The sequence below is a fragment of the Modestobacter sp. SYSU DS0290 genome (assembly GCF_054050955.1).
In genome coordinates this window covers 1-26,022 of record NZ_JBJHAI010000007.1, presented here as the reverse complement: position 1 = coordinate 26,022, position 26,022 = coordinate 1, and the positions used below count along the sequence as shown (strand labels likewise).

The 26,022-nt window shown below is 74.3% G+C and carries 25 protein-coding genes; 19 read left to right on the top strand and 6 right to left on the bottom strand.

Features of this window, described 5'->3' with window-relative positions:
- Positions 1 to 21: 21 nt before the first annotated feature.
- Positions 22 to 1,287 carry a phosphoribosylamine--glycine ligase gene (gene purD / locus ACI795_RS08275; RefSeq protein WP_457074997.1) on the top strand — a complete coding sequence of 422 codons (1,266 nt, stop codon included), beginning with the start codon at positions 22 to 24 and terminating at the stop codon, positions 1,285 to 1,287.
- Positions 1,288 to 1,479: 192 nt separating this feature from the next.
- Here the strand turns inward: purD and ACI795_RS08270 are convergent, their stop codons facing one another.
- Both ACI795_RS08270 and ACI795_RS08265 read right to left on the bottom strand, forming a co-directional pair.
- Positions 1,480 to 1,875, bottom strand: a complete 396-nt coding sequence (locus ACI795_RS08270; protein ID WP_457074996.1) for a hypothetical protein — start codon at positions 1,873 to 1,875, stop codon at positions 1,480 to 1,482.
- A gap of 3 nt (positions 1,876 to 1,878) precedes the next feature.
- The gene (locus tag ACI795_RS08265; RefSeq protein WP_457074995.1) at positions 1,879 to 3,357 is read right to left on the bottom strand and encodes an AI-2E family transporter; all 1,479 of its coding nucleotides are present in this window, start codon (positions 3,355 to 3,357) and stop codon (positions 1,879 to 1,881) included.
- A gap of 91 nt (positions 3,358 to 3,448) precedes the next feature.
- On the opposite strand from ACI795_RS08265, the gene purB reads away from it, so the two are divergent.
- Positions 3,449 to 4,756: an adenylosuccinate lyase gene (gene purB, locus ACI795_RS08260; protein ID WP_457074994.1), complete on the top strand. Its 1,308-nt coding sequence runs from the start codon at positions 3,449 to 3,451 to the stop codon at positions 4,754 to 4,756.
- Positions 4,753 to 5,613 (top strand): phosphoribosylaminoimidazolesuccinocarboxamide synthase, encoded by an 861-nt coding sequence (locus tag ACI795_RS08255; RefSeq protein ID WP_457074993.1) that lies wholly within the window; start codon positions 4,753 to 4,755, stop codon positions 5,611 to 5,613. The genes purB and ACI795_RS08255 overlap by 4 nt, the downstream gene beginning before the upstream one ends.
- A 66-nt stretch (positions 5,614 to 5,679) precedes the next feature.
- On the opposite strand, the gene ACI795_RS08250 is transcribed toward ACI795_RS08255, so the two are convergent.
- Positions 5,680 to 6,342, bottom strand: a complete 663-nt coding sequence (locus tag ACI795_RS08250; protein WP_457074992.1) for a PilZ domain-containing protein — start codon at positions 6,340 to 6,342, stop codon at positions 5,680 to 5,682.
- A gap of 206 nt (positions 6,343 to 6,548) precedes the next feature.
- Between ACI795_RS08250 and purS the strand changes: the two genes are divergently transcribed.
- From purS to purM, 10 genes are all read left to right on the top strand, one after another.
- Positions 6,549 to 6,788 (top strand): phosphoribosylformylglycinamidine synthase subunit PurS, encoded by a 240-nt coding sequence (gene purS / locus ACI795_RS08245; protein ID WP_153358479.1) that lies wholly within the window; start codon positions 6,549 to 6,551, stop codon positions 6,786 to 6,788.
- Between the two features lie 42 nt (positions 6,789 to 6,830).
- Positions 6,831 to 7,505: a phosphoribosylformylglycinamidine synthase subunit PurQ gene (purQ, locus tag ACI795_RS08240; RefSeq protein ID WP_457074991.1), complete on the top strand. Its 675-nt coding sequence runs from the start codon at positions 6,831 to 6,833 to the stop codon at positions 7,503 to 7,505.
- Positions 7,502 to 9,853, top strand: coding sequence for a phosphoribosylformylglycinamidine synthase subunit PurL (gene purL, locus ACI795_RS08235; protein WP_457074990.1), 2,352 nt, complete (start codon positions 7,502 to 7,504; stop codon positions 9,851 to 9,853). Before purQ ends, purL begins: the two co-directional genes overlap by 4 nt.
- The gene (locus ACI795_RS08230) at positions 9,853 to 10,242 is read left to right on the top strand and encodes a sterol carrier family protein (protein ID WP_457074989.1); all 390 of its coding nucleotides are present in this window, start codon (positions 9,853 to 9,855) and stop codon (positions 10,240 to 10,242) included. Before purL ends, ACI795_RS08230 begins: the two co-directional genes overlap by 1 nt.
- 210 nt (positions 10,243 to 10,452) lie before the next feature.
- On the top strand, positions 10,453 to 11,868 hold the full coding sequence (locus tag ACI795_RS08225) for an OFA family MFS transporter (RefSeq protein WP_457074988.1): 1,416 nt from the start codon (positions 10,453 to 10,455) through the stop codon (positions 11,866 to 11,868).
- Positions 11,865 to 11,987, top strand: a complete 123-nt coding sequence (locus ACI795_RS08220) for an MFS transporter small subunit (RefSeq protein WP_457074987.1) — start codon at positions 11,865 to 11,867, stop codon at positions 11,985 to 11,987. Before ACI795_RS08225 ends, ACI795_RS08220 begins: the two co-directional genes overlap by 4 nt.
- Before the next feature lie 109 nt (positions 11,988 to 12,096).
- A complete protein-coding gene (locus tag ACI795_RS08215; RefSeq protein ID WP_457074986.1) occupies positions 12,097 to 13,182 on the top strand; it encodes an S-(hydroxymethyl)mycothiol dehydrogenase in 1,086 nt (361 codons plus the stop codon).
- Positions 13,182 to 13,790, top strand: coding sequence for an MBL fold metallo-hydrolase (locus tag ACI795_RS08210; RefSeq protein ID WP_457074985.1), 609 nt, complete (start codon positions 13,182 to 13,184; stop codon positions 13,788 to 13,790). Before ACI795_RS08215 ends, ACI795_RS08210 begins: the two co-directional genes overlap by 1 nt.
- Before the next feature lie 92 nt (positions 13,791 to 13,882).
- Positions 13,883 to 15,442, top strand: coding sequence for an amidophosphoribosyltransferase (purF, locus tag ACI795_RS08205; RefSeq protein WP_457074984.1), 1,560 nt, complete (start codon positions 13,883 to 13,885; stop codon positions 15,440 to 15,442).
- Positions 15,439 to 16,500, top strand: coding sequence for a phosphoribosylformylglycinamidine cyclo-ligase (purM, locus tag ACI795_RS08200; RefSeq protein WP_457074982.1), 1,062 nt, complete (start codon positions 15,439 to 15,441; stop codon positions 16,498 to 16,500). Before purF ends, purM begins: the two co-directional genes overlap by 4 nt.
- 155 nt (positions 16,501 to 16,655) lie before the next feature.
- Here purM and ACI795_RS08195 read toward each other — a convergent pair whose 3' ends face one another.
- Both ACI795_RS08195 and ACI795_RS08190 read right to left on the bottom strand, forming a co-directional pair.
- Entirely contained in the window at positions 16,656 to 16,877 is a 222-nt protein-coding gene (locus tag ACI795_RS08195) for a DUF3073 domain-containing protein (protein WP_153358526.1), read from the bottom strand.
- Positions 16,878 to 17,078: 201 nt separating this feature from the next.
- Entirely contained in the window at positions 17,079 to 18,143 is a 1,065-nt protein-coding gene (locus ACI795_RS08190; protein WP_457074981.1) for a Glu/Leu/Phe/Val family dehydrogenase, read from the bottom strand.
- Positions 18,144 to 18,387: 244 nt separating this feature from the next.
- On the opposite strand from ACI795_RS08190, the gene ACI795_RS08185 reads away from it, so the two are divergent.
- The 6 genes from ACI795_RS08185 (at position 18,388) to ACI795_RS08160 (ending at position 25,427) form a co-directional block, all read left to right on the top strand.
- On the top strand, positions 18,388 to 19,371 hold the full coding sequence (locus ACI795_RS08185) for a sugar ABC transporter substrate-binding protein (protein ID WP_457074980.1): 984 nt from the start codon (positions 18,388 to 18,390) through the stop codon (positions 19,369 to 19,371).
- A gap of 14 nt (positions 19,372 to 19,385) precedes the next feature.
- A complete protein-coding gene (locus ACI795_RS08180; protein WP_457074979.1) occupies positions 19,386 to 20,447 on the top strand; it encodes an ABC transporter permease in 1,062 nt (353 codons plus the stop codon).
- An 8-nt stretch (positions 20,448 to 20,455) separates the two neighbouring features.
- Positions 20,456 to 21,271, top strand: coding sequence for an ATP-binding cassette domain-containing protein (locus ACI795_RS08175; protein ID WP_457074978.1), 816 nt, complete (start codon positions 20,456 to 20,458; stop codon positions 21,269 to 21,271).
- 236 nt (positions 21,272 to 21,507) lie between these two features.
- On the top strand, positions 21,508 to 22,815 hold the full coding sequence (locus tag ACI795_RS08170; RefSeq protein WP_457074977.1) for a M23 family metallopeptidase: 1,308 nt from the start codon (positions 21,508 to 21,510) through the stop codon (positions 22,813 to 22,815).
- 32 nt (positions 22,816 to 22,847) lie between these two features.
- Positions 22,848 to 23,717, top strand: coding sequence for an MBL fold metallo-hydrolase (locus tag ACI795_RS08165; protein ID WP_457074976.1), 870 nt, complete (start codon positions 22,848 to 22,850; stop codon positions 23,715 to 23,717).
- Between the two features lie 36 nt (positions 23,718 to 23,753).
- Positions 23,754 to 25,427 (top strand): GMC family oxidoreductase, encoded by a 1,674-nt coding sequence (locus ACI795_RS08160; RefSeq protein WP_457074975.1) that lies wholly within the window; start codon positions 23,754 to 23,756, stop codon positions 25,425 to 25,427.
- Here the strand turns inward: ACI795_RS08160 and ACI795_RS08155 are convergent.
- Positions 25,408 to 25,848, bottom strand: coding sequence for a hypothetical protein (locus ACI795_RS08155; protein ID WP_457074974.1), 441 nt, complete (start codon positions 25,846 to 25,848; stop codon positions 25,408 to 25,410). The genes ACI795_RS08160 and ACI795_RS08155 overlap by 20 nt on opposite strands.
- Between the last annotated feature and the right edge of the window lie 174 nt (positions 25,849 to 26,022).

The window sequence follows — 26,022 nt, the reverse complement described above, 5'->3', positions numbered from 1 at the left end:
CGGCTCGGTAGGTTCTGCGCCGTGCGCGTGCTCGTGATCGGCTCCGGTGCCCGGGAGCACGCCCTGTGCGTGGCTCTGCAGTCCGACCCCGCCGTCACGGCGCTGGCCTGCGCGCCGGGCAACGCGGGGACGGCGGGGATCGCCCAGGCGCTGCCGGTCGACGTGGCCGACGCGCCGGCGATCGCGGTGCTGGCCCAGCAGTGGGGCGCCGACCTGGTCGTCGTCGGCCCGGAGGTGCCGCTGGTGGCCGGTGCGGCCGACGCCGTGCGCGAGGCGGGCATCGCCTGCTTCGGCCCGTCGGCCCAGGCCGCGCAGCTCGAGGCCTCGAAGGCGTTCGCGAAGCACGTGATGGCCGCCGCCGGCGTGCCCACCGCCCGGGCCTGGCCGGTGGGCGGCGTCGCCGAGCTGGAGACGGCGCTCGACGAGGTCGCCGCCGCCGGTGCCACCCCGTTCGTGGTCAAGGACGACGGGCTGGCCGCCGGCAAGGGCGTCCTGGTCACCCCCGACCGGGAGGCGGCCCTGGCCCACGGCCGCGCGGTGCTCGACGCGGGCGGCGCGGTGCTGGTCGAGGAGTTCCTCGACGGCCCGGAGGTCTCGCTGTTCGCCGTCACCGACGGCACCACCGTGGTGCCGCTGCTCCCGGCCCAGGACCACAAGCGCCGCGACGACGGCGACGGGGGGCCCAACACCGGCGGGATGGGCGCCTACGCGCCGCTCCCCTGGGCGCCGGCCGGGCTGGTCGGGGAGGTGCTGCGGACCGTGCTGCAGCCGACCGTCGACGAGATGCGCCGTCGCGGTGAGCCGTTCAGCGGGCTCCTCTACGCCGGCCTGGCGCTCACATCCCGCGGGGTGCGGGTGGTCGAGTTCAACGCCCGCTTCGGCGACCCGGAGACCCAGGTGGTGCTGCCGCTGCTGGAGACCCCGCTGGCCGGTCTGCTGCACGCGGCGGCCACCGGCACGCTGGCCGACCACCCGCCGCTGCGCTGGCGGGACGGTGCCGCGGTGACCGTCGTCGTCGCGGCGTCGGGCTACCCGGAGCGGCCGCGCACCGGCGACCCGATCACCGGCGCCGACGGCGTGGGGGTGCTGCACGCGGGCACGGTGGTCGGGCCCGACGGCGCCGTCCGTTCGGCCGGGGGCCGGGTGCTCGCGGTCACCGCGGTCGGCGACGACCTGGCGGCGGCCCGGCAGACCGCCTACGAGCGGGTGGCCGGCGTCCGGCTGGCCGGCGCGCACTGGCGCACCGACATCGCGCTGGCGGCCGTGGAGGGCCGCATCACCGTCTGAGCCGTCCGGCCGGACCGTTGCACCCCCCGGCCGTCTTCGCCCGGGCGGGTTGACCCGCGCCAGCAGGGGTTGAGCCGCGTCCTGGCGCGGCCCCACGTCGTTCCGGGCGGGTTGACCCGCGCCAGCGGACGTCCAGCCGCGGCCGTCGGCGGCGTGCAGGTCGGTGAGCGTGTGGTGCGGGCGAGGCGGTTGTCACGACCCGATGTCTGCGCTGCCCTCCCGGAAGACCATGACGGTCCTGATCAGCCCACCGCCGACCGTGAAGAAGACGGCGATGTCGAACTCGCGTCGCTCGTCCTGGACCACGAGCACCTCCCGGAGGACTGCGGCTGCCGCCTCTCCCTCCATGAGCAGCGTCCGTACCGCGAGAGACGGCTGCATGGCCCACAGGCCCTCGTCGAAGACGTCGTCCCGGAGCTGTCGGACGCCCTGGAACACGTCGGAACCGGTGGCCCAGACGACGTCCTCGTGCAGGCCGGCGATCAGCCGGTCGGTGGAGTGGGCGTTGAAGGCGTAGAGGTGCGCGAGGACCGCCGCGCGGGTCGCCGCCGAGGAGGCGGGCTCCTTGCTGCCCGGGTCGATCGGCACGGCTCAGCGGGTGCCGACCAGCCGGCGGGCGCGGCGGGTGTCCGGCTGCGGCGGCCGGGGGCCCTCGTGGCGGCGGGACAGGTAGGTGCCGGCCACGTTGCCGCAGGCGATGACCGGGACGGCGATCAGCGCGCCGAAGATGCCGCCGACGAGCAGCCCGGCCGCGATGCCCAGCACCACCGCCAGCGGGTGCACCGAGACCGCGCGGCCCAGCAGCAGCGGCTGCAGCACGTGTCCCTCCAGCTGCATGACCACGACGATGATGCCGAGGACGACCAGCGCCTGGATCGGCCCGAGCGTCACCAGCGTGACCAGCACCGAGACGGTGCCGGCGAGGAACGACCCGATGATCGGGACGAACGCGCCGAGGAAGACCAGCGCGGCCAGCGGCACCACCAGCGGCGTGCCCAGGACCAGCAGGCCGATGCCGATGAACACCGCGTCGAAGGCGGCGACGGCGACGGTGGCCCGGACGTAGGAGATCAGCGTCCGCCACGACCGGCGGGCGGCCTCGTCCAGGTAGGCCTGCGAGTTGGTGGGCGCCAGACCGACCAGCCACAGCCAGATCTGCCGGCCGTCGAGCAGGAAGAAGAACAGCGTGAACAGGGTCAGCACGATGCCGGTCAGCACCTCGCCGACCGTGGCCGCGGTGGTCAGCGCCCCGGTGGTGAGCACGTCGCGGTTGGCGACGACCGCCCCCTGCGCGCTGTCGAGCGCGTCGTTGATCTGCGACTGGGAGATCGGGAAGGTGTCGACGGCGAAGTCGCGCACCTGCTCGATGCCCTGGCCCACCTGCTCGGCGAGGTCGTCGTACCCGGCCACGAACTCCTCGATGACCAGGGTGATGATCCCGGCGACCACGCCCAGTCCGACCACCAGCATCGTCAGCGACGCCAGGGACGTCGGCCAGCCCCGCCGGCGCAGCCACGCGGCACCCGGTTGCAGCAGCGCGGCCAGCAGCAGCGCCACGAACACCGGCACCAGGACGACGGCGACGTACCCGGCCGCCCGCAGCAGCAGGTAGCCGGCCGCCACCACCACGATCGCCCGCCACGACCAGGCCGCGGCGATCCGCAGCCCGTTGGGCACCTCGTGGTCGGGCGTGCGCGGTGTCTCGGGGCCGAACAGGCTGCCCCGGCTGCGGTCCTGACCGGGAGCCGGCGGCGGGCCGCCCGGGCGGGGTGGCCCGCTGACGCCGCCCGGTACGTCGACGTCGGGGGCGTCGGGGTGCGGGCTCCCGGCGGCCGGCGGGGCGTCAGCGGCGGCGGGGTCCGGCCGCCGGTTGGGGTGCGCGGGGGGTTGCGTGACCACGGCGGTGCCCGGCTCGGGGGCCGGGTGGCCCTCCACGTGGTCGACGACGGCGCGGGTGCCGTCGTCGAGCACCAGCACCGTCCCGTCGGGCCAGGCGTACGGGTCGCGTTCGGCGGCGGCCCGGAGGTGTTCCCGGGCGCGCGACACTGCGCGGGTGACCCGCTTCAGCATGGTTCCTCCGAGGGGATGCACGGACCGACCGGCCCGTGCGGGAGGATGTCACGGTGCCACGACCTGCTGACCAGTTCCCGGCGGTGCCCGCATGATCGACCGCTACACCCTGCCCGAGATGGGACGGGTCTGGAGTGACGAGCACAAGTACGAGCTGTGGTGCCGGGTGGAGACGCTCGTCCTGGAGGCGCACGCCGCGGCCGGCCGGGTGCCCGCCGACGTCGTCGAGCCGGTGCGCAACGCCCCGCCGCCGAGCGCCGCCCGGGTCGCGGAGATCGAGGAGACGACGCAGCACGACGTCATCGCCTTCCTGACCGCCTGGGCCGACAACACCGAGCCGCGGTCGGCCGCGGCCTACGTGCACCACGGCATGACGTCGTCGGACCTGCTGGACACCGCGCTGGCCGTGCAGCTCACCGACGCCACCGACGTGCTGCTGGCCAAGGCCGACCGGCTGGTGGCGGCACTGCGCGACCACGGCCTGGCGCACCGGGACACCATCAAGGTGGGCCGCACGCACGGCGTGCACGCCGAGCCCGACGTGTGGGGCCACCGGGTCGCCGACCTCGCCTTCGCCATGGCCCGCTCCCGCGACCGGCTGCGCCGCGCCCGGGAGTCGGTGGGCGTGGTCGCCATCTCCGGCGCCGTCGGCACCTACTCCCTGATCGACCCGTCGGTTGAGGTGACCGTGGCCGAGGCGCTGCAGCTGCGTGCCGCGGACGCGTCGACCCAGGTGGTGCTGCGCGACGGGATCAGCGAGTGGGTCTCCGCGCTCGGCATCATCGCCACCGTCTGCGAGGCGATCGCGCTGGAGGTGCGGCACGGGCAGCGCACCGAGGTGCGGGAGCTGTCCGAGGCGTTCGGGTCGGGCCAGAAGGGCTCCTCGGCGATGCCGCACAAGAAGAACCCGATCCGCTCGGAGCGGATCGCCGGGCTCGCGCGGGTCGTGCGGGCGGCGATCGTGCCCGTGATGGAGGGCATCCCGCTGTGGCACGAGCGCGACATCTCGCACTCCTCCACCGAGCGGGTCTTCCTGCCCGACGCAGCGATCACCACCGACTACCTGCTGAACCTGACCGCGGGCCTGGTGGAGAACCTCGTCGTCGACGCCGACCGGATGCGGGCGAACCTGGAGTCCACCGGCGGGCTGATCTACACGTCCTCGGTGCTGCTGGAGCTGGTCGAGAGCGGCCTGTCCCGCGAGGCCGCCTACGCCCTGGTGCAGTCGGCGGCGATGGAGACCTGGAACACCGGGACGCCGTTCCGGGCGACGCTGCGGGCCCGCGCGGAGGCCGACGGCGTGACGCTGGACGAGGCGCGGCTGGACGAGATCTGCCGGCCGGAGCGGTACGTGCAGAACCTGGGCCCGCTGTTCGACCGGCTCGCCGCCCTCTCGTGAGCGTCGACCTCCCGCTGGTCGCGCGGGGCAAGGTGCGCGAGGTCTACGCGGTCGGCGACGACCGGCTGCTGCTGGTCGCCAGCGACCGGATCTCCGCCTACGACCACGTGCTGCCCACCCCGATCCCGGACAAGGGCCGGGTGCTCACCCAGCTGTCGGTGTGGTGGTTCGAGCAGCTCGCCCCGGTGCTGGCCGAGCACGGCGCCGAGCACCACCTGGTCTCGGCGACCGACGTCCCGGCCGAGGTGGCCGGGCGGGCGATGCTGGTGCGCCGGCTGGCGATGCTGCCGGTCGAGTGCGTGGCCCGCGGCTACCTCTCCGGCTCCGGCACGGTCGAGTACCAGCGCTCCGGCGCGATCGTCGACGTCCCGTTGCCGGCCGGCCTGGTCGAGGGCTCGCGACTGCCGCAGCCGGTGTTCACCCCGTCGACGAAGGCGGAGCAGGGCGAGCACGACGAGGCGATCGGGTTCGCCCAGGTGGTCGACGCGGTCGGCGCGGACCGGGCCGAGGCGTTGCGCGCGCTGACCCTGGCGCTCTACCGGCGCGGGGCGGAGATCGCCGAGGGCGCGGGCATCGTGCTGGCCGACACCAAGTTCGAGTTCGGGACGGCGGCCGGGCGGCTGGTGCTGGGCGACGAGGTCCTCACGCCCGACTCGTCGCGCTTCTGGCCGGCGATCACCTGGTCACCGGGGGCGGCGCAGCCCTCGTTCGACAAGCAGTTCGTGCGCGACTGGCTGACCACGTCCGGCTGGGACCGGGTGTCCCCGCCGCCGGAGCTCCCGGACGACGTCGTCGCCGCCACCCGCGAGCGCTACGTGACCGCCTACGAGAAGCTCACCGGCCAGCGGTTCGTCTGAGCTCCTTCCGCGTTCCGGCCTCGGGGGTCGGGGTGGTGCGCCGGCGCCGGGAGGCCGGCCAGGTGCTCAGTAGATCGCGGAGATGCCGCGGGTGCGCGCGTTGCGCAGCGCGGTGAACACGTGCGAGCGGATGAGGTCGGCCGCGGACTCCGGCAGGCCGACGAAGGCCAGCGAGAACTCGTGCAGCTGGTCCTGGCGCGGCCGGCGGCGCACCATCTGCACCTCGGTGACGAGCTCGTCGGACCACAGGTCCAGGCGCAGGGTCATCGTCTGGCCGCGCTTGGGGAACGGCGTGCCGACCCCCAGGTCGGCGTAGCCGCGGAAGACGGCCAGCAGGCCGCCCTCGCTGAGGTCGACCGTGCTGCCGGTGAGCACGATCCTGTCCCAGGCGAGCGACACCGGCAGCCCGATGGGGGCCCGGACGGCGTCGCGGCGCTGCAGCTTGCTGGCCGGGCCGGTGATCTTGACCTTCCAGAGCCCGTCGTCGCTGACGCCGACGGCCTCGGTGGGGACCGACCGCAGTCCGTCGTCGGCCTGCCAGGACAGCTCCAGCATGTCCTTGGGCACGAACTCGGCGCCCTCGCCGCGGGGGTCGCGCGGGTGGCTCAGGTAGAGCAGCGTGTCGCTGCTCCGCCGGACCCTGCTGGTCAGCGCCTCGTCCTGGCCGAGCGGCAGGACGCTGAGCGCTGTGGCATCGGCCGGGAAGTCGACGTTCGGGGTGCCCGCCACCATCGGTCGGTGCCTCCAGTCCGTTGCGGTCCGTCCGGTGACCGCCGGGCGGCGGCCACGCCGGGTCATCATCGGTGCCGCAGGGCAGGTGGCGAGTGCGACGAGCGGACGGCGCCACCCGTTCGGGGGACGCCGCCACCCGGCCGTCCGGGGCCGTCACCTGCGCTCCTGCAGGCCGGTGGGCGGGAGCCGGTACCCTTCTCGGCGTGCCCCAGGTGGTCGTCGACGTCGTCCTGAAGCCAGAGATCTCCGATCCGCAGGGGCAGGCCGTGCTCGGCGCCCTGGGGCGGCTCGGACACTCCGGTGTCCGCAGTGTCCGTCAGGGCAAGCACTTCGTGCTGGAGGTCGACGGCGACCCCGACGAGGCGGAGCTCCGCGAGATCGCCGAGACGCTGCTGGCCAACCCCGTCATCGAGGACGTCGAGCTGCACCTCCCCACCGACTAGGCAGAGCGCCGTCCAGGCAGCACCACAACGGAGAGAAGAGCAGTGCGCATCGGTGTCATCACCTTCCCGGGTTCGCTGGACGACGTCGACGCCGCACGTGCGGTGCGTCTCGCCGGCGCCGAGCCCGTCTCCCTCTGGCACGCCGACCACGACCTGAAGGACGTCGACGCGGTCGTCCTGCCCGGCGGCTTCTCCTACGGCGACTACCTGCGGGCCGGCGCCATCGCCGCGCGCTCGCCGCTGATGGCCGACGTCGTGGCCGCGGCCCGCACGGGCCTGCCGGTGCTGGGGATCTGCAACGGCTTCCAGGTGCTGTGCGAGGCCGGGCTGCTGCCCGGGGCGCTCACCCGCAACGGCCACCTGCACTTCCGCAACCGCGACCAGGGCCTGCTGGTCGAGCGCGCCGACACCGCGTGGACGTCGTCCTTCTCCACGGGCCAGCGCATCGTCGTCCCGGTGAAGAACGGCGAGGGCCGCTACGTCGCGGCGCCGGCCGACCTGGACCGGCTCGAGGGCGAGGGGCGCGTGGTCGTCCGCTACGTCGACGGCAACCCGAACGGCAGCTCCCGCGACATCGCCGGGGTGTGCAGCGAGGACGGCCGCGTCGTCGGGCTGATGCCGCACCCGGAGCACGCGGTCGAGGACCTCACCGGCCCGTCGGTCGACGGCCTGGGCTTCTTCACCTCGGTCCTCACCGCCCTGGTGGTGGCTGCATGAGCGCCGACGTGACGGCCGGGCAGGCCAGCGCGACCGCGGGGCTCTCCGAGCTCGACACCGGCCCCGGGCGGCTGGCCGGCCGGCTGGACACCGTGGAGCTGGCCGCGGGCACGCCCGAGGAGCAGCAGCCCTTCGCCGAGCTGGGCCTCCGCGAGGAGGAGTACCAGCGGATCCGGGACATCCTGGGCCGCCGCCCCACCACCGCCGAGCTGGCCATGTACTCGGTGATGTGGAGCGAGCACTGCTCCTACAAGTCCTCCAAGGTGCACCTGCGCCGCTTCGGCGACCTGCCGCCCAGCGACGCGCTGCTGGTCGGCATCGGCGAGAACGCCGGCGTCGTCGACGTGGGGGACGGCTACGCGGTCACCTTCAAGGTCGAGTCGCACAACCACCCGAGCTACGTGGAGCCCTACCAGGGCGCGGCCACCGGGGTCGGCGGCATCGTCCGCGACATCCTGACCATGGGTGCCCGGCCGGTCGCCGTCATGGACTCGCTCCGGTTCGGCCGCGCCGACGCCCCCGACACCGCCCGGGTGCTGCCCGGCGTCGTCGCGGGGGTGGGCGGCTACGGCAACTGCCTGGGCCTGCCCAACATCGGCGGCGAGCTGCTGTTCGACGACTGCTACGCCGGCAACCCGCTGGTCAACGCGCTCTGCGTGGGCGTGATGAGGCACGAGGACGTGCGCCTGGCCAAGGCCGAGGGCGTCGGCAACAAGGTCGTGCTCTTCGGTGCCCGCACCGGCGGCGACGGCATCGGCGGGGTGTCCGTGCTGGCGAGTGAGACCTTCGACGCCGAGGGCCCGGCCAAGCGCCCCGCGGTCCAGGTGGGCGACCCGTTCACCGAGAAGCTGCTCATCGAGGCCTGCCTGGAGATCTTCCGCGAGGACCTGGTCACCGGCATCCAGGACCTCGGCGGCGCCGGCATCTCCTGCGCCACCAGCGAGCTGGCCAGCGCCGGCACCGGGGGCATGCACATCGACCTGGACGCCGTCCCGCTGCGCGACAGCACGCTCACGCCCGCCGAGATCCTGATGAGCGAGTCGCAGGAACGGATGTGCGCGATCGTCGAGCCGGACAAGGTCGACGCGTTCCTGGCCGTGTGCCGCAAGTGGGAGGTGCTGGCCACCGTCATCGGTGAGGTCACCGAGGGCGACCGGCTGGTCATCGACTGGCACGGGGAGCGGATCGTGGACGTCCCGCCGCGCACCGTCGCCCACGAGGGCCCGGTCTACGAGCGGCCGATGGCCCGCCCGGCCGACCTGGACGCGCTGCAGGCCGACGTGCCGCCGTCGTCCTCGGCCGACCTGCGGGCCGACTGGCTGGCCGTGGTCTCCAGCCCCGACGGCGCGGACAAGAGCTGGGTCACCGAGCAGTACGACCGCTACGTGCGCGGCAACACGGTGCTCGCCCAGCCCGAGGACGCCGGCGTGGTCCGGATCGACGAGGGCAGCAACCGCGGCATCGCGCTGGCGCTGGACGGCAACGCCCGCTACGCCCGCCTCGACCCTTACACCGGCGCGCAGCTGAACCTGGCCGAGGCCTACCGCAACGTCGCCGTCTCCGGCGCCACCCCGCTGGCGGTCACCAACTGCCTCAACTTCGGCTCCCCGGAGGAGCCCGAGGTGATGTGGCAGTTCGCCGAGGCGGTCCGCGGCCTGGCCGACGGCTGCCGGGAGCTCGGACTGCCGGTCACCGGCGGCAACGTGAGCCTGTACAACCAGACCGGTGAGGTCGCGATCAACCCGACGCCGGTGATCGGCGTGCTGGGCGTGCACGCCGACGTCGCCCGCCGGGTGCCCACCGGCTGGCGCGCCGACGGCGAGACGGTGCTGCTGCTGGGGGAGACCCGCCCGGAGTTCGGCGGCTCGGCCTGGGCTGCGGTCGTGCACGGGCACCTCGGCGGCCTGCCGCCGCGGCTGGACCTCGCCGCCGAGCGCACCCTCGGTGAGCTGCTGGTGCGGCTGTCGGCCGAGGGGGCGGTCAGCTCGGCGCACGACCTCGCCGACGGTGGGCTGGCGCAGGCGCTCACCGAGTCGTCGCTGCGGTACGGCACCGGGGCCCGGCTCACGCTGACCGGCGACCCCACGGCCGCGCTGTTCAGCGAGTCGGTGGCCCGCGTCGTCGTCACCACGGCCGACCCGGCGGCGGTCCGTGCCGCCGCGGAGGCCGCCGGCGTCCCGGTCACCGAGCTCGGGACCACCGGCGGTGACGCCCTGGTGCTGGAGGGGCTGCTCGAGCTGCCCCTGGCCGAGCTGCGGGAGGCCTGGACCGGCACGCTGCCGGCGCTGTTCGGCAGCCCGGAGGCCGCCGTCGGCACCGTCCCCGCGGGGACCGTCCCGACCAGCTGATGGCGGCCGGCCAGCCGATCCCCGCTGAGGAGCTGCGGGCCGCGGTGGACGCCGTCCGGCCGTGGCTGGCCGGCGAGGCGGAGCAGCCGCCGCGCCCGGTGCTGGGCGCGGCGGTGAAGACCTCGGCGCGCTGGCTGGCCCAGCAGGTGCCGGGCCGGTCGGTGGAGGTGCGCGTGCCCCCGTTCGTGGCCGTGCAGTGCATCCCGGGCCCGCGGCACACCCGGGGCACCCCGCCCAACGTGGTGGAGACCGACGCGGCGACCTGGTTGCGGCTGGCCACCGGGGTGCTCAGCTGGGCGGACGCGGTCGCCGAGGGCCGGGTCAGCGCCAGCGGCAACCGGGCGGACCTCGCGGCGCACCTGCCGCTGCCCCCGCTGCGCCGCAGCTGACCGCCGCGGGTTGTCGACACGTCGACGACGCGCGGCCCGACCTGCGAAATCGTGATGAGACACGCCGTCCCCACTTCGGGTACCGCGCAGGGCGAAAGAGCCGGTGACGTCGTACGGTCCCACCGGTCGCGACGGAGCTCACAGGGAAGTGACTCGCGCGGCTGGCTCGTCCGACCGGCCGCGCCGTCACGTCACCTCGGAGGTCGTTCCGTGGCAGTACCCAGCTTCCTGGCCCGGGAGCGCATCGTCGCGAAGCCCGGGTTCAACCGATGGCTCATCCCGCCAGCCGCTCTGGCCGTGCACCTGTGCATCGGCCAGGCGTACGCGACGAGCGTCTACAAGGCCGCTCTCGTCTCGCACTTCGACTCCACCCTCACCGCGATCGGGATCGTCTTCTCGATCGCGATCGTGATGCTGGGCCTGTCGGCCGCGCTGTTCGGCACGTGGGTGGACCGCAACGGTCCCCGCGCCGCCATGTTCACCTCGGCCTGCTTCTGGGTCGCCGGCTTCCTGGTCGGCTCCCTGGGCATCTACACCGAGCAGCTGTGGCTGCTGTACCTCGGCTACGGCGTCATCGGCGGCATCGGTCTGGGCATCGGCTACATCTCGCCGGTCTCCACGCTGATCAAGTGGTTCCCGGACCGTCCGGGCCTGGCCACCGGCATGGCGATCATGGGCTTCGGTGGTGGCGCGCTCATCGCCTCGCCGCTGTCCCGCCAGCTGATGAACTGGTACGACCCGGCCTACGACGGCACCGCGGGCACGACCCCGAGCGGCAACGCCGTCGCGGGTCTGTTCCTCACCCTCGGCCTGCTCTACCTGGTCTTCATGATGTTCGGCGCCTTCATCGTCCGCGTCCCCGCCGACGACTGGAAGCCCGCCGGCTTCGACCCCTCGGCGGTCAAGGCGAAGGCGCTGGTCACCACCGAGAGCGTCTCGGCCGGCAACGCCATCAAGACCCCGCAGTTCTGGCTGCTGTGGACCGTGCTGTTCTGCAACGTGACCGCCGGCATCGGCATCCTCGAGCAGGCCGCGCCGATGATCCAGGACTTCTTCCGGGACGGCGAGGTCTCCGCGGTCGCCGCCGCCGCGGCCGGCGGTTTCGTCGGCCTGCTGTCGCTGTTCAACATGGCCGGCCGCTTCGTGTGGTCCTCCACGTCGGACTACATCGGCCGCAAGGGCATCTACATGGTCTACCTGGGTGTCGGCCTGGTGCTCTACGTCCTGCTGGCCACCGTCGGCAGCAGCGCCGTCTGGCTGTTCGTCGCGCTCGCGGCGATCATCATCAGCTTCTACGGCGGTGGCTTCGCGACCGTCCCGGCCTACCTGCGTGACCTCTTCGGCACCTACCAGGTCGGTGCGATCCACGGCCGGCTGCTGACCGCCTGGGCGGCCGCCGGCATCGCCGGCCCGCTGATCGTCAACGGCGTCCTGGACACCCAGGGCACCCCGGGGCAGCTCAACGCCGGTGACTACCGGCCGGCGCTGTTCATCATGGTCGGCCTGCTGGCGATCGGCTTCGTCGCCAACCTGCTGGTCAAGCCGGTGGCGGCGAAGTGGCACGAGCCGCACGCCACCACCCCCGCCACCGCCCGCGCCAACCCCGAACGGAGCACCGCCCGATGAGCGAGAAGAGCAGCACGCCGACCGGCCTCGTGGCCTTCGCGTGGGCCCTGGTGGGCCTGCCGCTGGTGTACGGGCTGGTGCAGACCATCCGCACGGCCAGCACGCTGTTCACCGGCTGAGCCACCGCACCACCACGCACAGCGCCCCTCCTGCCGTCCGGCAGGAGGGGCGCTGTGCGTGCGGGAGGCGGTCGTGCGCCTGCTCCTGGCCCGACCTAGGCTCCGGGACATGCCGTACGAGGTCCAGGGCGTCGTCGCCCGCAGCAAGGGTGCACCGGTCACCATCGAGACGATCATCGTGCCCGACCCGGGTCCGGGCGAGGCGGTCGTGGACGTGCAGGCCTGCGGGGTCTGCCACACCGACCTGCACTACCGCGAGGGCGGCATCAACGACGAGTTCCCCTTCCTGCTGGGCCACGAGGCCGCCGGCGTCGTCTCCGCCGTGGGTGAGGGCGTCACCAACGTCGCCGTCGGCGACTACGTGGTGCTGAACTGGCGGGCGGTCTGCGGGGAGTGCCGCGCCTGCCGCAAGGGGCAGCTGCAGTACTGCTTCAACACCCACAACGCCGCGCAGAAGATGACGCTGGCCGACGGCACCGAGCTGTCCGCCGCGCTCGGCATCGGCGCCTTCGCCGAGAAGACGCTGGTCCACTCCGGCCAGTGCACCAAGGTCGACCCGCAGGCGCCGGCCACGGCCGCCGGGCTGCTCGGCTGCGGCGTCATGGCCGGCGTCGGCGCGGCGATCAACACCGGCGCCGTCCAGCGCGGGGAGAGCGTGGCCGTCTTCGGCTGCGGCGGCGTCGGTGACGCCGCGATCGCCGGGGCGAAGCTGGCGGGGGCGACGACGATCATCGCCGTCGACATCGACGACCGGAAGCTGGAGTGGGCGAGGAAGCTCGGCGCCACCCACGCGGTCAACTCGAAGGAGACCGACCCGGTCGAGGCGATCAAGTCCCTCACCGGGGGCTTCGGCGCCGACGTCACCATCGACGCCGTCGGCCACCCCGCGGTGTTCGAGCAGGCCTTCTACTCCCGTGACCTGGCCGGCCGGGTCGTGCTGGTCGGCGTGCCGCGCCCGGACATGGAGATCACCCTGCCGCTGCTGGAGGTCTTCGGCCGCGGCGGCGCGCTGAAGTCGTCCTGGTACGGCGACTGCCTGCCCAGCCGCGACTTCCCGATGCTGGTCGACCTGTACCTGCAGGGGCGCTTCCCGCTGGACGACTTCGTCACCGAGACGATCGGGCTGGGCGACGTCGAGCAGGCCTTCGAGAAGATGCACTCCGGCGACGTGCTGCGGTCCGTGGTGGTGCTCTGATGACCGCCCGGATCGAGAGGGCCGTCGTCAGCGGGGTGTTCAGCCTCGACGGGCAGGACTTCGACGTCGACAACAACGTCTGGCTCGTCGGCGACGACGACGAGGTGGTCGTCATCGACGCCCCGCACCGGGTCGAGCCGATCATCGAGGCCGTGGGCGGGCGCCGGGTGCAGGCGATCGTGCTGACCCACGGGCACAACGACCACATCACCGCCGCCGTGGCGTTGCGGGAGGAGACCGCGGCGTCCATCTGGCTCAACCCGGCCGACCGGATGCTGTGGGACGTGGTGCACCCGGACACCGCCCCCGACCGTGACCTGGTCGACGGCACCCGGTTCGCCGTGGCCGGGGTGCAGCTGCAGGCGCTGCACACCCCGGGACACAGCCCGGGCAGCACCTGCCTGCACTCGGCCGACCTGAACACCGTGTTCACCGGGGACACGCTGTTCTGCGGTGGGCCGGGCGCCACCGGCCGCTCCTACAGCGACAAGCCGACGATCCTGGCCTCCATCCGGGCCCGGCTGCTCACCCTGCACGGGGACACGGTGGTGCGCACCGGGCACGGCGACGACACGACGATCAACGCCGAGCTGGGCAACATCGCCTGAGCACCTCGCTGACCAGTGCGTTCCGGACGGCGTCCTCACCCGGGTGAGCGGTCCCACCCGACCCGGGACGGCGGAGCCGGTACGCTCGGGGAGTGCCTCGCGGTGACGGACGGCTGACGCACGACCTCGATCCCCATTCCCCTGGTCCCCAGGACGCCTGTGGCGTCTTCGGGGTCTGGGCCCCGGGGGAGGAGGTCGCGAAGCTGACCTACTTCGGTCTCTACGCCCTCCAGCACCGCGGTCAGGAGGCGGCGGGCATCGCGGTGTCCGATGGCTCCTCGGTCGTGGTCTACAAGGACATGGGCCTGGTGAGCCAGGTCTTCGACGAGCCGACGCTGGGCAGCCTGCGCGGCCACATCGCCGTCGGCCACGCCCGGTACTCCACCACCGGGGCGTCCACCTGGGAGAACGCCCAGCCGACGTTCCGCACGACCGAGGCCGGCACCGGACTGGCGCTGTGCCACAACGGCAACCTGGTGAACACCGCCGAGCTCGCCAGCGCCGCGGCCGACGAGGGCGTGGCCGGGGCGTTCGTCGCGACCAACGACTCCGACCTGGTCACCTCGCTGATCGCCGCGAAGCCGGACACCTCGGTGGAGGCCGCGGCGATGGAGGTGCTGCCCCGCCTGCGTGGCGCGTTCAGCTTCACCTTCATGGACGAGCACACCCTCTACGCCGCCCGGGACCCGCAGGGCGTGCGCCCCCTGGTGCTCGGCCGCCTGGAGCGCGGCTGGGTGGTGGCCAGCGAGACCGCCGCGCTGGACATCTGTGGCGCCTCCTTCGTGCGCGAGGTCGAGCCGGGTGAGCTGATCGCCATCGACGAGGACGGGCTGCGCAGCCAGCACTTCGCCGTGGCCCAGCCCAAGGGCTGCGTCTTCGAGTACGTCTACCTCGCCCGGCCGGACACCACGATCTCCGGCCGCGGCGTGCACGCCGCCCGGGTCGAGGTCGGCCGCCGGCTCGCCAAGGAGCACCCGGTCGACGCCGACCTGGTCATCCCGGTGCCGGAGTCGGGCACCCCGGCCGCGGTCGGCTACGCCGAGGCCTCCGGCATCCCCTACGGCGTGGGCCTGGTCAAGAACTCCTACGTCGGGCGCACCTTCATCCAGCCCAGCCAGACGATCCGCCAGCTCGGCATCCGGCTGAAGCTCAACCCGCTGCGCGACGTCATCCGCGGCAAGCGGCTGGTCGTCGTCGACGACTCGATCGTGCGCGGCAACACGCAGCGCGCGCTGATCCGGATGCTGCGCGAGGCCGGCGCCGTCGAGGTGCACGTGCGCATCTCCTCCCCGCCGGTGAAGTGGCCGTGCTTCTACGGCATCGACTTCGCCAGCCGCGCCGAGCTGGTCGCCAACGGCCTGGACGTCGAGGGCGTGCGCGCCTCGATCAACGCGGACTCGCTGGGTTACGTCTCCGAGCAGGGCCTGATCGCCGCCACCGAGCAGCCGGCCAACCGGCTGTGCACCGCCTGCTTCACCGGCGAGTACCCGATCCCGCTGGGGGAGCCGGAGGTGCTGGGCAAGCACGTGCTCGAGGGGATCGGCCGGCGCGCGCTGGGCGACGGCGTGCCCGCCGTGTCGGGCTGGACCGGCCAGCAGGCCGGCAGCCCCGCCGTCTCCGGCGGCGCGGACGAGGCGCTGGCCCGGCCGTGAGCGAGTTCACCTACGCCGCCTCCGGCGTCGACATCGACGCCGGAGAGCGGGCGGTCACGCTGATGCGCGCCGCGGTGGAGCGGACCAACCGGCCCGAGGTGATCGGCGGGCTCGGCGGGTTCGCCGGGCTGTTCGCCCTGGACACCGCGAAGTACCGGAAGCCGCTGCTGGCCTCCTCCACCGACGGCGTCGGCACCAAGATCGCGCTGGCCCGGCAGCTGGACCGGCACGACACGGTCGGCGTCGACCTGGTCGCGATGGTCGTCGACGACCTCGTCGCCTGCGGTGCCGAGCCGTTGTTCCTGCAGGACTACGTGGCCTGTGGCCGGGTGGTCCCGGAGAAGATCGCCGCGATCGTCACCGGCATCGCCGCCGGCTGCGAGCAGGCGGGCGCCGCCCTGGTGGGCGGGGAGACCGCCGAGCACGGCGACCTGATGGACGCCGACGAGTACGACCTGGCGGCCACCGCGGTCGGCGTGGTCGAGGCCGACGCCGTCCTCGGTCCCGAGCGGGTCCGGGCCGGCGACGCGGTGATCGCGATGGCCTCCTCCGGCTTCCACTCCAACGGCTACTCGCTGGTGCGCCGGGTCGTCGACCGCGCCGGGCTCGACCTCACCGCCACCCCGGCCGGGCTGGACCGCCCGCTGGGGGACGTGCTGCTGGAGCCGACCCGCATCTACGCCCGGGACTGCCTGGCCCTGGTCGAGGAGCTCGGCGTGGAGACCGTGCACGCCTACGCGCACATCACCGGCGGCGGGCTGGCCGGCAACACCGTGCGGGTGCTGCCCGACGGGCTGGCTGCCGAGCTGGACCGGAGCACCTGGGCGCTGCCCGCAGCGGTGCGACTGCTCGAGGAGCACGGTGTGCCGCGCACGGAGTCCGAGCGGGCCTTCAACTGCGGCGTGGGCATGGTCGCCGCCGTCGCCGCAGAGCACGCCGACCGGGCGGTCGCCGTGCTCACCGGCCGCGGCGTCCCGTCCTGGGTCGCCGGCACGGTGACCGGGGCCGCGTCGCCGACGACGGCCCCTGCGGTCACCCTCCGCGGCGACTACCGCTGAAGAAGGACCCCCCTGCCCCCCACTGCTCGCAAGCTCGCAGCGGGGCCCTGCAGGGGGGCCGACATGTGGCTCGGGCGCGCGAGGACACCACCGGTCCCGGGGGATCGGCGGTGTCCTCGCGTTCGAACGGCTGCTGGTGCCGTCGGGTCAGCAGGTCAACGACTGGCTGCCCAGTCGTCGTCCTCGTCGTCCGACGCCCAACGATCGGCGTAGCCCTCGTCCTCATCGTCGTCGTCGTCCTTGGGCCCCCGGCTGGGGAACGACGACGGCTGACCAGCGAGTTCGCGCTGGAGGGCTGTGAGGTCGGTGTTGGGTGAGCTGTACTTGAGCTCACGGGCCACGCGTGTCTGCTTGGCCTTCGCTCGGCCGCGCCCCATTGGCTCGACCCCCTCGTGACGGAGTGCGGGTCGTCCAAGCACTGGGCTGGACGGCCCGTGTGGCGACCCCGACTGAGTGACTGTGTCCTGGAGCGAGCTTACGACACGGATGGGTCACGGGCACACGTCGGCATCCCCGGCCCCCTCGTCTGGAGGGGTCCGGTGACCGGGATCACCCGCCGATCGGCCCGGGACGGCGGTTCAGCGGGGCAGCCGGATGGTCGCCAGCCGGCCCACCGAGCTCATCCGCTCCTCGGCGAGTCGGTCTGCGGCGACCGCGGGGGAGACCCCGTCGGCGTCCGCGGCGGCGAACACCCGGAGGGCGACGTCGAAGATCGTCGTCGTCTTCGCCTCGGCCCGGGCGAAGGAGAACCCGTGCCGCTCGTCCTCCACCTGGATCACCCCGCCGGCGTTCACCAGGTAGTCGGGGGCGTAGAGGATGCCGCGGTCGGCCAGCAGTCCCGGGGTGCCCTCGTGGGCGAGCTGGTTGTTCGCGCCGCCGCAGACGATCTGGGCGGGCAGGGCGGCGACGGTCTCGTCGTCCAGCGCGCCACCCAGGGCGCAGGGCGCATAGACGTCGTGCGGGGTGCGCACCAGCGTGGCGGTGTCGGCGACCGCGGTGACCTCCGGGTGCCGGCTGCGCACCCGGGCGACCGCGGCCGGGTCGACGTCGGTGACCACGACCGACGCGCCGTCGGCGACCAGCCGGTCGACGAGGTGTGAGCCGACCTTGCCCACGCCGGCCACCGCGACGGTGCGCCCGGCCAGCGTGGGTGCGCCCCAGCGGTGCTGGGCGGCGGCGCGCATGCCCTGGAAGACGCCGAAGGCGGTGAGCACCGAGGAGTCGCCGCAGCCGCCGAACGCCTCGGAGCGGCCGTGCGCGAACCGGGTCTCCCGGGCGACGACGTCCAGGTCGGCGTTGTAGGTGCCGACGTCGCAGGCGGTGAGGTAGCGACCGCCCAGGCTCTCCACGAACCGGCCGTAGGCGCGCAGCAGCGCCTCGGTCTTGTCGGTGCGCGGATCGCCGATGATCACCGCCTTGCCGCCGCCGAGGTCCAGGCCGGCGAGGCTGTTCTTGTAGGCCATCGCCGTCGACAGGGCCAGCGCGTCGGCGACGGCGGCCTCCTCGGAGGCGTAGGGGAAGAAGCGGGTGCCACCCAGGGCGGGGCCCAGAGCCGTGGAGTACACGGCGATCACCGCCCGCAGCCCCGACCCGGGGTCGGAGCAGAAGACGACCTGTTCGTGACCGGAACCCAGAACGTCCACGGCCAGGAGCCTAGGCGCGTCCCCCGGCGTGGACCCGCGCAGTCGTCGCTCTCGGCAACGACCTGGTCTCGGCAGGCAGGTCGCTGACGTCGCCGGTGGCGGGTGGAGGCATGATCAACGGTCTACGACGGGCGCCGGTTCCCCCGGTGCCGCACACTTCGTCCCGGTTCGCCCGAGTCCAGGGCCGCCCGGGGGAGGACCCAGCGGAGCAGCGCTGCGCCGCGACACAGGAGGACACGCTCACATGGCCCGATCCACGCGGCTGCTGGCGCTCGCGCTGGCCGCACCCCTGCTGCTCGCTGCCTGCTCCACCGAGAACTCCGGCGGCGGGACGGACGGCTCCGGAGGTGGCGCCTCCGGCGGGGACGGCGACTACAGCTTCGCGGTCGTGACGCACGGCTCCGCGGGCGACGCCTTCTGGGACGTGGTGCAGAAGGGGGCCGAGGGCGCCGGGGACGACCTGGGCGTGTCCGTCGACTACCAGAGCGACGGCGACCCGCAGCGCCAGTCCCAGCTGATCGAGGCCGCGGTCAACCAGGGGGTCGACGGCATCGTCGTCTCGATGGCCAACCCCGACGCGCTGGAGGACTCCATCGGCGCGGCCGTCGACGCCGGTATCCCGGTGGTCACGATCAACTCCGGCGCGGACCGCTCCGCGGAGTTCGGCGCGATCGGGCACGTGGGCCAGGACGAGGTCATCGCCGGCCGCGGGGCCGGGGAGCGGCTGGCCGCCGACGGCGCGCAGAACGTGCTCTGCGTGGTGCACGAGGCCGGCAACATCGGCCTGGAGCAGCGGTGCGCCGGCGCCTCGCAGGGTCTGGGCCGCGACGTCCGCCTGCTGCAGGTGGACATCAACGACCTGCAGTCCGCGCAGTCGACGATCACCTCCCAGCTGCAGAGCGACCCGTCGATCGACGCCGTCCTCACGCTGAACTCCGCCGTCGCCTCGGTCGCGGCGTCGGCCGCGTCGGACGCCTCCTCCGACGCCGAGATCGCCACCTTCGACCTCAACGGTGACGTGATCGCCGCGATCCAGGACGGCTCGATCGCCTTCGCCGTCGACCAGCAGCAGTACGAGCAGGGCTACCTGCCCGTGGTGATGCTCAAGCTGTACGCGGACAACCTGAACACCGTGGGCGGTGGGCAGCCGGTGCTCACCGGCCCGGGCATCGTCGACTCGACCAACGTCGACGAGATCGCCGACCTCGCCGCGGAGGGCACGCGCTGAGCAGGGAGGGGTCGGTGGGGGTGGCGCAGGGGACGCCGGCGGGTGCTCCGCCGCGCGTCGACGAGCGGGTGGCCGCCGTCAGCTGGTGGCGGCGGCTGCTGGTCAAGCCCGAGCTCGGGTCGCTGATCGGCGCGGTGGTGATCTTCGCCTTCTTCGCGTCGCAGTCGCAGGTGTTCCGCTCGCTGAGCGGCATCGCGAACTGGCTCGACGTCGCCTCGACGCTGGGCATCATGGCGGTGGCGGTCGCGCTGCTGATGATCGGCGGGCACTTCGACCTGTCCGCCGGGGTGATGACCGGCGCCAGCGCGCTGACCGTCGGCATCGTCGCGGTCCAGCTGGAGCAGAACATCTGGGTCGCCATCGGTGTCGCGCTGGTGGTGGCGCTGGTGATCGGCTTCCTCAACGGCTGGCTGGTCACCCGCACCGGCCTGCCCAGCTTCATCATCACCCTGGGCACCTTCCTGATGCTGCAGGGCCTGAACCTGGGGCTGACCAAGCTGTTCACCGGCACGGTGATCGTCCGCGGGCTGGCCGACGCGCCGGGGTACCACCTCGCCGAGCTGGTGTTCGCCTCGACGATCGAGGTCTTCGGGCAGCCGTTCCGGGTGGCGGTGCTGTGGTGGCTGGGCGTCACCGCCGTGGCCAGCTGGGTGCTGCTGCGCACCCGCTTCGGCAACTGGGTGTTCGCCACCGGCGGGGACGACGTCGCCAGCCGGAACGTGGGCGTCCCCGCCCGGCGGACCACCATCGCGCTGTTCATGACCACCGCGGCCGCGGGCTGGCTGGTCGGCACCATCACCGCGGTCCGGCTCACCGCCGTGCAGGCCAACACCGGCACCGGGCAGGAGCTGATCTACATCGTGGCGGCGGTGATCGGTGGCTGCCTGCTCACCGGCGGGTTCGGCTCCGCGATCGGGGCGGCGCTGGGCGCCCTGGTCTTCGGCATGACCCAGCAGGGGATCGTCTACCTGAACTGGGACGCCGACTGGTTCTACTTCTTCCTCGGCGCGATGCTGCTGCTGGCCGTGCTCAGCAACCGGCTGGTCCGCCGCTACGCCGAGCAGGCCCGGAGGTGAGCACCGCGATGGGCACTGCTGCCGGGGGGGCCCCGGTGGACGGGGCGCCGCTGCTCGAGCTGCGCGACATCGGCAAGCACTACGGCTCGGTCATCGCGTTGGACGGCATCTCCACCACCGTGCGGGCCGGTGAGGTCACCTGCGTGCTCGGTGACAACGGCGCCGGCAAGTCCACGCTGATCAAGGTGCTCTCCGGCGTGCACCGGCCCACCCGGGGCGAGCTGCTGCTCGACGGGCGCCCGGTCACCTTCGGGGCTCCCCGGGACGCGCTGGACGCCGGGATCGCCACGGTCTACCAGGACCTGGCGATGATCCCGCTGATGTCGATCTGGCGGAACTTCTTCCTCGGTTCCGAGCCCACCGTCGGCTGGGGCCCGTTCCGCCGGTTCGACCGGGCGACGGCCAAGGAGGTCACCCGGCGGGAGCTGGCCGCGATGGGCATCGACATCCGCGACCCGGAGCAGCCGGTGGGCACCCTCTCCGGCGGTGAGCGCCAGTCGGTGGCGATCGCCCGGGCCGTGCACTTCGGTGCCCGGGTGCTCATCCTCGACGAGCCGACCTCGGCGCTCGGGGTCAAGCAGGCCGGCGTGGTGCTGCGCTACATCGCCCAGGCCCGTGACCGCGGCCTCGGTGTCGTCTTCATCACCCACAACCCGCACCACGCCCACCCGGTGGGGGACCGGTTCCTGCTGCTCAACCGCGGCCGGAGCATGGGCGACTTCGCCAAGGGGGAGGTCAGCCCCGAGCAGCTGACCACGATGATGGCCGGTGGCGACGAGCTGACCCAGCTCGCGGAGGAGCTGCAGCGCCCCGCACGCGGCTGACCGGCGTCCCCCCGGACACCCCGGGGACGACGCGCCCGGGGGGCGGCGCCCATTCCGATCCTGTGGTGTCCTGGATCCCGGCGCGGGACGAAGTCGACAACTCGACGCGTTCGGTCGCTCACGTTGCGTTCTCGTCCGCGGGATCCCACTGCGCCGCGTGTTGCCTTTGTGACAGATGGTGCCGGTGCGAGCCTCGCTCAGCCCAACGTCCATCCCTCTTCCCCCAGGGAGCGACCATGCCGCAGCACCCGCTGCGCTCCTTCCGCGCGTCGACGCCGGTGCCCGCCCGGCGCCGCTCGGGCGCCCGGGCCCGGCTGCTCGTGCTGGCCCTGACCGGAGCCCTGCTCGCCGCCGGCACCGGGCCGGCCCTCGCCGAGCCGGTGAACCCCAGTGACGAGCAGCTCGGCCAGGCCCAGTCGGCGCAGGACCAGGCGGCCGCCGAGGTCGGCCGGATCGCCGGCCTGGTCGCGGCCGCGGAGTCCGAGCTCGAGCGCGCGCAGTTCCTCGCCGAGGCGGCCGGCACGGCCTACCTGGCCGCGGAGGAGGTCCGCCAGCTCGCCCAGGCGGCGGCCGACCAGGCCGCGCAGGAGCTGGCCACCGCCGTCACCGCGGTGACCGACGCGCGGGGCCGGATCGCGGACTTCTCCCGCGACACGTACATGAACGGCAGCTCGCTGACCAGCGCCGCGGCGCTGCTGGACGTGGCGGGCCCCGGCGAGCTGGTGCGCAAGGCGGCGACGCTGCAGTACGTCGCCGACCACCAGGTCGACGTGCTCGGTGCCCTGCAGGCCGCCGAGCAGCAGCAGGCGGCCGCGGAGGCCGCGGCACGCAGCACCCGCGACGAGGCGGCCGCGGCCGAGGAGCAGGCGGCGGTGGCCAAGGCGGAGGCCGACGCCCAGCTCGACGCCCAGGAGGCCGCGGTCGGGCAGGTCGCCGCGCAGAAGGCGGCGCTGGACAAGCAGCTGCAGGACGCCCAGGTGCGACTGCTGCAGCTGCAGGGCGAGCGGAACGCCTTCGAGGCGTGGCAGGCGCAGAAGCGCGCCGAGGAGGAGGCGGCGGCCCGGGCCCGGGCGGCTGCCGAGGCCGAGGCGGCGGCGGCCCGCAACCAGGTCGTCTCCGGCCGCGACACCGGCGGCGGCAAGGGGTACGTGCGCCCGGCCAGCGGCCGGACCAGCAGCTGCTACGGCGCCCGCTGGGGCGTGACCCACTTCGGGGTGGACATCGCGGCGCCGATCGGGACGCCGGTGTACGCCGCGACCACCGGCACGGTCGTCCGCGCCGGTCCCGCCACCGGCTTCGGGCTGGCGGTCTACGTCCTCGGGGACGACGGCGCGGTGACCGTCTACGGCCACGTGCACCGGTACTTCGTCTCCGAGGGTGAGCGGGTCGGGGCCGGCGAGCAGATCGCCGAGGTCGGCAACCGGGGCCAGTCGACCGGGCCGCACCTGCACTTCGAGGTGCACCCCGGCGGGCGGCTCTACAGCGGCCAGGTCGACCCGGTGCCCTGGCTGCGTGCCCGCGGCGTCTCGATCTCCGGCTGCTGACCGTGCGCGGGCGGACGGGCCGGCGTGCCGGGGTGACCGCGCCACCGGACCCCAGGGCCGGATGGGGGCTGCCCGCGCCCGGGCAGCTGCCCCGCACCGCCGACCCGGAGCCGCTGGTGACCCGGGTGCTGGCGCCCAACCCCTCGCCGATGACGCTCGACGGCACCAACACCTACCTGGTGGGGGAGCCGGGCAGTGGGCAGGCGGTGGTGGTCGACCCGGGGCCCGACGACGCCACCCACCTCGCCGCGGTCGAGTCGGCCCTGGCGGTCCGGGACGCCCGGGTGGTGGCGGTGCTGGTCACGCACCACCACGGCGACCACGCCGAGGCGGCGCTGCCGTGGGGGCGGTGCTTCGACGCACCGGTGGCCGCCGCGACGGCGGCGGTGGCCGGCCCGCGCGGGCGCGTGCTCACGCCGGGGGAGCGGCTGCGGCTGGCCGGGACGACGCTGGAGGTCGTGCCGACCCCGGGTCACACCGCCGACCACCTGGCCTTCCGGCTGGACTCCGGCGCCGTCCTGGTCGGCGACCACGTGCTGGGCCGGGGCACGTCGGTGGTCACCCATCCGGAGGGGGACGTGCTGGCCTACCTCGCGTCGCTGCGCCGGCTGCACGACCTCGGCCCGGCCGCGCTCTACTGCGGGCACGGACCGGAGCTGACCGCCGACCCCGGCGCCGTCGTCGAGTACTACCTCGCCCACCGGGCGTACCGCGAGCAGCAGCTGCTGAGCGCGCTGGCCGAGGGGCCGCGGACGGTCGCCGAGCTGGTCGCGCAGGTCTACGCGGACGTCCCCCGGGCGGTGCGGCCTGCCGCCGCCCAGTCGACCCGGGCGACGCTGGCCAAGCTGCGCACCGAAGGGCGCGTCCGGCCCGCGGGGGACGACGCGGTCCGCCTGACCTGAGGGCGCCGGCGGGTCGCGTCGCCTAGCGTCGGCGGGGTGACCGGCTCCGGGGACAGCGACTGGGACGCCGTCGGCTGGGACGTCGTGGTGGTGGGTGCGGGCTCGGCCGGGTGCGCGCTGGCGGCCCGCCTGGTCGACGCCGGCCGGCGGGTGCTGGTGCTCGAGGCGGGCGCCGACCACCCGCAGCCGGCGGACTTCCCGCCGGCCCTGCGCGACGCCGCCGTGCTGGGTGCGGTCACCCCCGGGCACCCGGCCACCTGGACCTACACCGCGCAGCTGGCCGAGGACGTCAGCTACCCGGTGGTCCGCGGGCGGGTGCTGGGCGGCTCCAGCGCGGTGAACGGCACCTACTTCGTCCGCGGCACCCGGGCGGACTTCGACGGCTGGGCCGCCGCCGGCAACGACCTGTGGTCCTACGACGCGGTGCTGCCGGCGTTCCGGCGCTCGGAGACCGACGCCGACCACCCCGACTCCCCGGCGCACGGCGATAGCGGCCCGATGCCGGTCCGGCGGGTGGTGGCCCGGCACCCGATCGCCGAGGCGTTCACCGCCGCCTGCGCGGAGCTGGGGTTCCCCGCCGAGCCGGACAAGAACGCCGACGGGGCGCCGGGGCACGGGCCGCTGCCGGTCAACGTGACCGGGGGCGTCCGGGTGAACACCGCGATGGCCTACCTCTCGCCGCGGCGGGGGGCGGCGCTGCTCACCGTCCGGGGGGACACCCGGGTGACCCGGGTGCTGTTCTCGGGGGACCGGGCGATCGGGGTGCAGACCGAGCACGGGGCGGTGCACGCCGAGGAGGTGGTCCTCGCCGCCGGTGCGGTGGCCACGCCGCAGCTGCTCATGCTCTCGGGCATCGGCCCGGCCGACCAGCTGCGGGCGGCCGGCATCGAGGTGCGGGTGCACGCCCCGGGAGTGGGCGCGGACTTCACCGACCACCCCGACCTCTACGTCACCTGGCAGCCGCGCCGGCGCCTGGCCGCCCCCCGGGGCCTCCTCCCGCTGTCCAGCGCGCTGAACACGACGTCGACGGGCTCGGCGACCCCCGGTGACCTCGAGGTGATGCCCTGGCTGAAGCCGTTCAGCCGGGTGCTGCTGGACCGCGCGCCGGGCTCGCCGGTCGCCGAGGCGCTGAGGCGCCCGGGAGCCACCCTGCGGGCGCTGCGGGGCGCCTCGCTGCACCGGGTGCTCGACCAGGCCCGGCGGCGCGACGACCTCTTCCTCGCCGTCGCGCTGCAGCAGGAGGACAGCCGGGGCCGCCTCGGCCTGGTCAGCGCCGACCCCACGGTGCCGCCGCGGATCGAGCACCGCTACCTGACGGCGGAGTCCGACCGGCGCCGGATGCGCGAGGTGGTGCGGCTGGCCGCCGAGCTGCTCCGGACGGCGGCGTTCGCCCCCCTGGTCGGTGAGCGGACCGGCCTGCCCGACGACGTGCTGGCCGACGACCGCGAGCTGGACCGCTGGACCCGCCGGCACCTGGCGACCGCGATCCACCTGGCCGGCACCGCCCGGATGGGACCGGAGGGCGACCCCGGGGCGGTGGTCGACCAGCACCTGCGGGTGCGCGGCGTGCGCGGTCTGCGGGTGGTGGACACCTCGGTGATGCCGCGGGTGACCTCGCGCGGTCCGGCGGCCACCGCGGTCATGCTCGGCGAGCGGGCCGCGGAGCTGATGACCGGCGACCCGCCGGTGCTCAGGCCCCGGGGTGGGTGAGCACCACGCTGACCACCTCGGGGTCGGTGGAGCCCAGCACGAGCACCTGCACGCCCTGGTGCTCGGCGGTGAGCGCCGTGGGGTCGGCGGTGTCGGTGAGCAGCTGCCAGCCCTCGGCGGGGAGCTGCTGGCGGTAGAAGTCCATCGCCTCCTCGACCGTCACGTCGAAGACGACGAAGGAGGGGGAGTCCGCCGCGGTGGAGGTGTCCTCGGTCGAGCCGCCGGGCGGCACGGGCATGCTCTCCACCGGCCAGTCCGGGGGCAGCGGGAACGACCCGGGGGCGCCGGTCGCGGCGGCGCTCGTCGTCGCCGCGGCCTCCGTGCCGGCGTCGGTGGAGCACCCCGGCAGCAGGGCCAGCACCGCGGCGGCCGCGGCGGCGGCCACCGGGCGCCGTCCCACGCGGGTGGTCCGGGCTCCCATCGGGTCCTCCAGGGGGCTGGGGTGCGCGTCGCCGGCGGCCACACGATACGGGCCGCCGGGAGGTGGGACACCGGCGGGGGGGGGGGGGGGGGGGGGGGGGGGGGGGGGGGGGGGGGGGGGGGGGGGGGGGGGGGGGGGGGGGGGGGGGGGGGGGGCGGGGGGGGGGGGGGGGGG

Excerpts from the sequence above, each read along its gene's own strand:
- ACI795_RS08265 (WP_457074995.1), bottom strand. The coding sequence starts at position 3,357 with ATGCTGAAGCGGGTCACCCGCGCAGTGTCGCGCGCCCGGGAACACCTC.
- purB (WP_457074994.1), top strand. The coding sequence starts at position 3,449 with ATGATCGACCGCTACACCCTGCCCGAGATGGGACGGGTCTGGAGTGAC.
- purL (WP_457074990.1), top strand. The coding sequence starts at position 7,502 with ATGAGCGCCGACGTGACGGCCGGGCAGGCCAGCGCGACCGCGGGGCTC.
- ACI795_RS08230 (WP_457074989.1), top strand. The coding sequence starts at position 9,853 with ATGGCGGCCGGCCAGCCGATCCCCGCTGAGGAGCTGCGGGCCGCGGTG.
- ACI795_RS08220 (WP_457074987.1), top strand. The coding sequence starts at position 11,865 with ATGAGCGAGAAGAGCAGCACGCCGACCGGCCTCGTGGCCTTCGCGTGG.
- ACI795_RS08215 (WP_457074986.1), top strand. The coding sequence starts at position 12,097 with ATGCCGTACGAGGTCCAGGGCGTCGTCGCCCGCAGCAAGGGTGCACCG.
- ACI795_RS08210 (WP_457074985.1), top strand. The coding sequence starts at position 13,182 with ATGACCGCCCGGATCGAGAGGGCCGTCGTCAGCGGGGTGTTCAGCCTC.
- ACI795_RS08195 (WP_153358526.1), bottom strand. The coding sequence starts at position 16,877 with ATGGGGCGCGGCCGAGCGAAGGCCAAGCAGACACGCGTGGCCCGTGAG.
- ACI795_RS08185 (WP_457074980.1), top strand. The coding sequence starts at position 18,388 with ATGGCCCGATCCACGCGGCTGCTGGCGCTCGCGCTGGCCGCACCCCTG.
- ACI795_RS08175 (WP_457074978.1), top strand. The coding sequence starts at position 20,456 with ATGGGCACTGCTGCCGGGGGGGCCCCGGTGGACGGGGCGCCGCTGCTC.
- ACI795_RS08170 (WP_457074977.1), top strand. The coding sequence starts at position 21,508 with ATGCCGCAGCACCCGCTGCGCTCCTTCCGCGCGTCGACGCCGGTGCCC.
- ACI795_RS08155 (WP_457074974.1), bottom strand. The coding sequence starts at position 25,848 with ATGGGAGCCCGGACCACCCGCGTGGGACGGCGCCCGGTGGCCGCCGCC.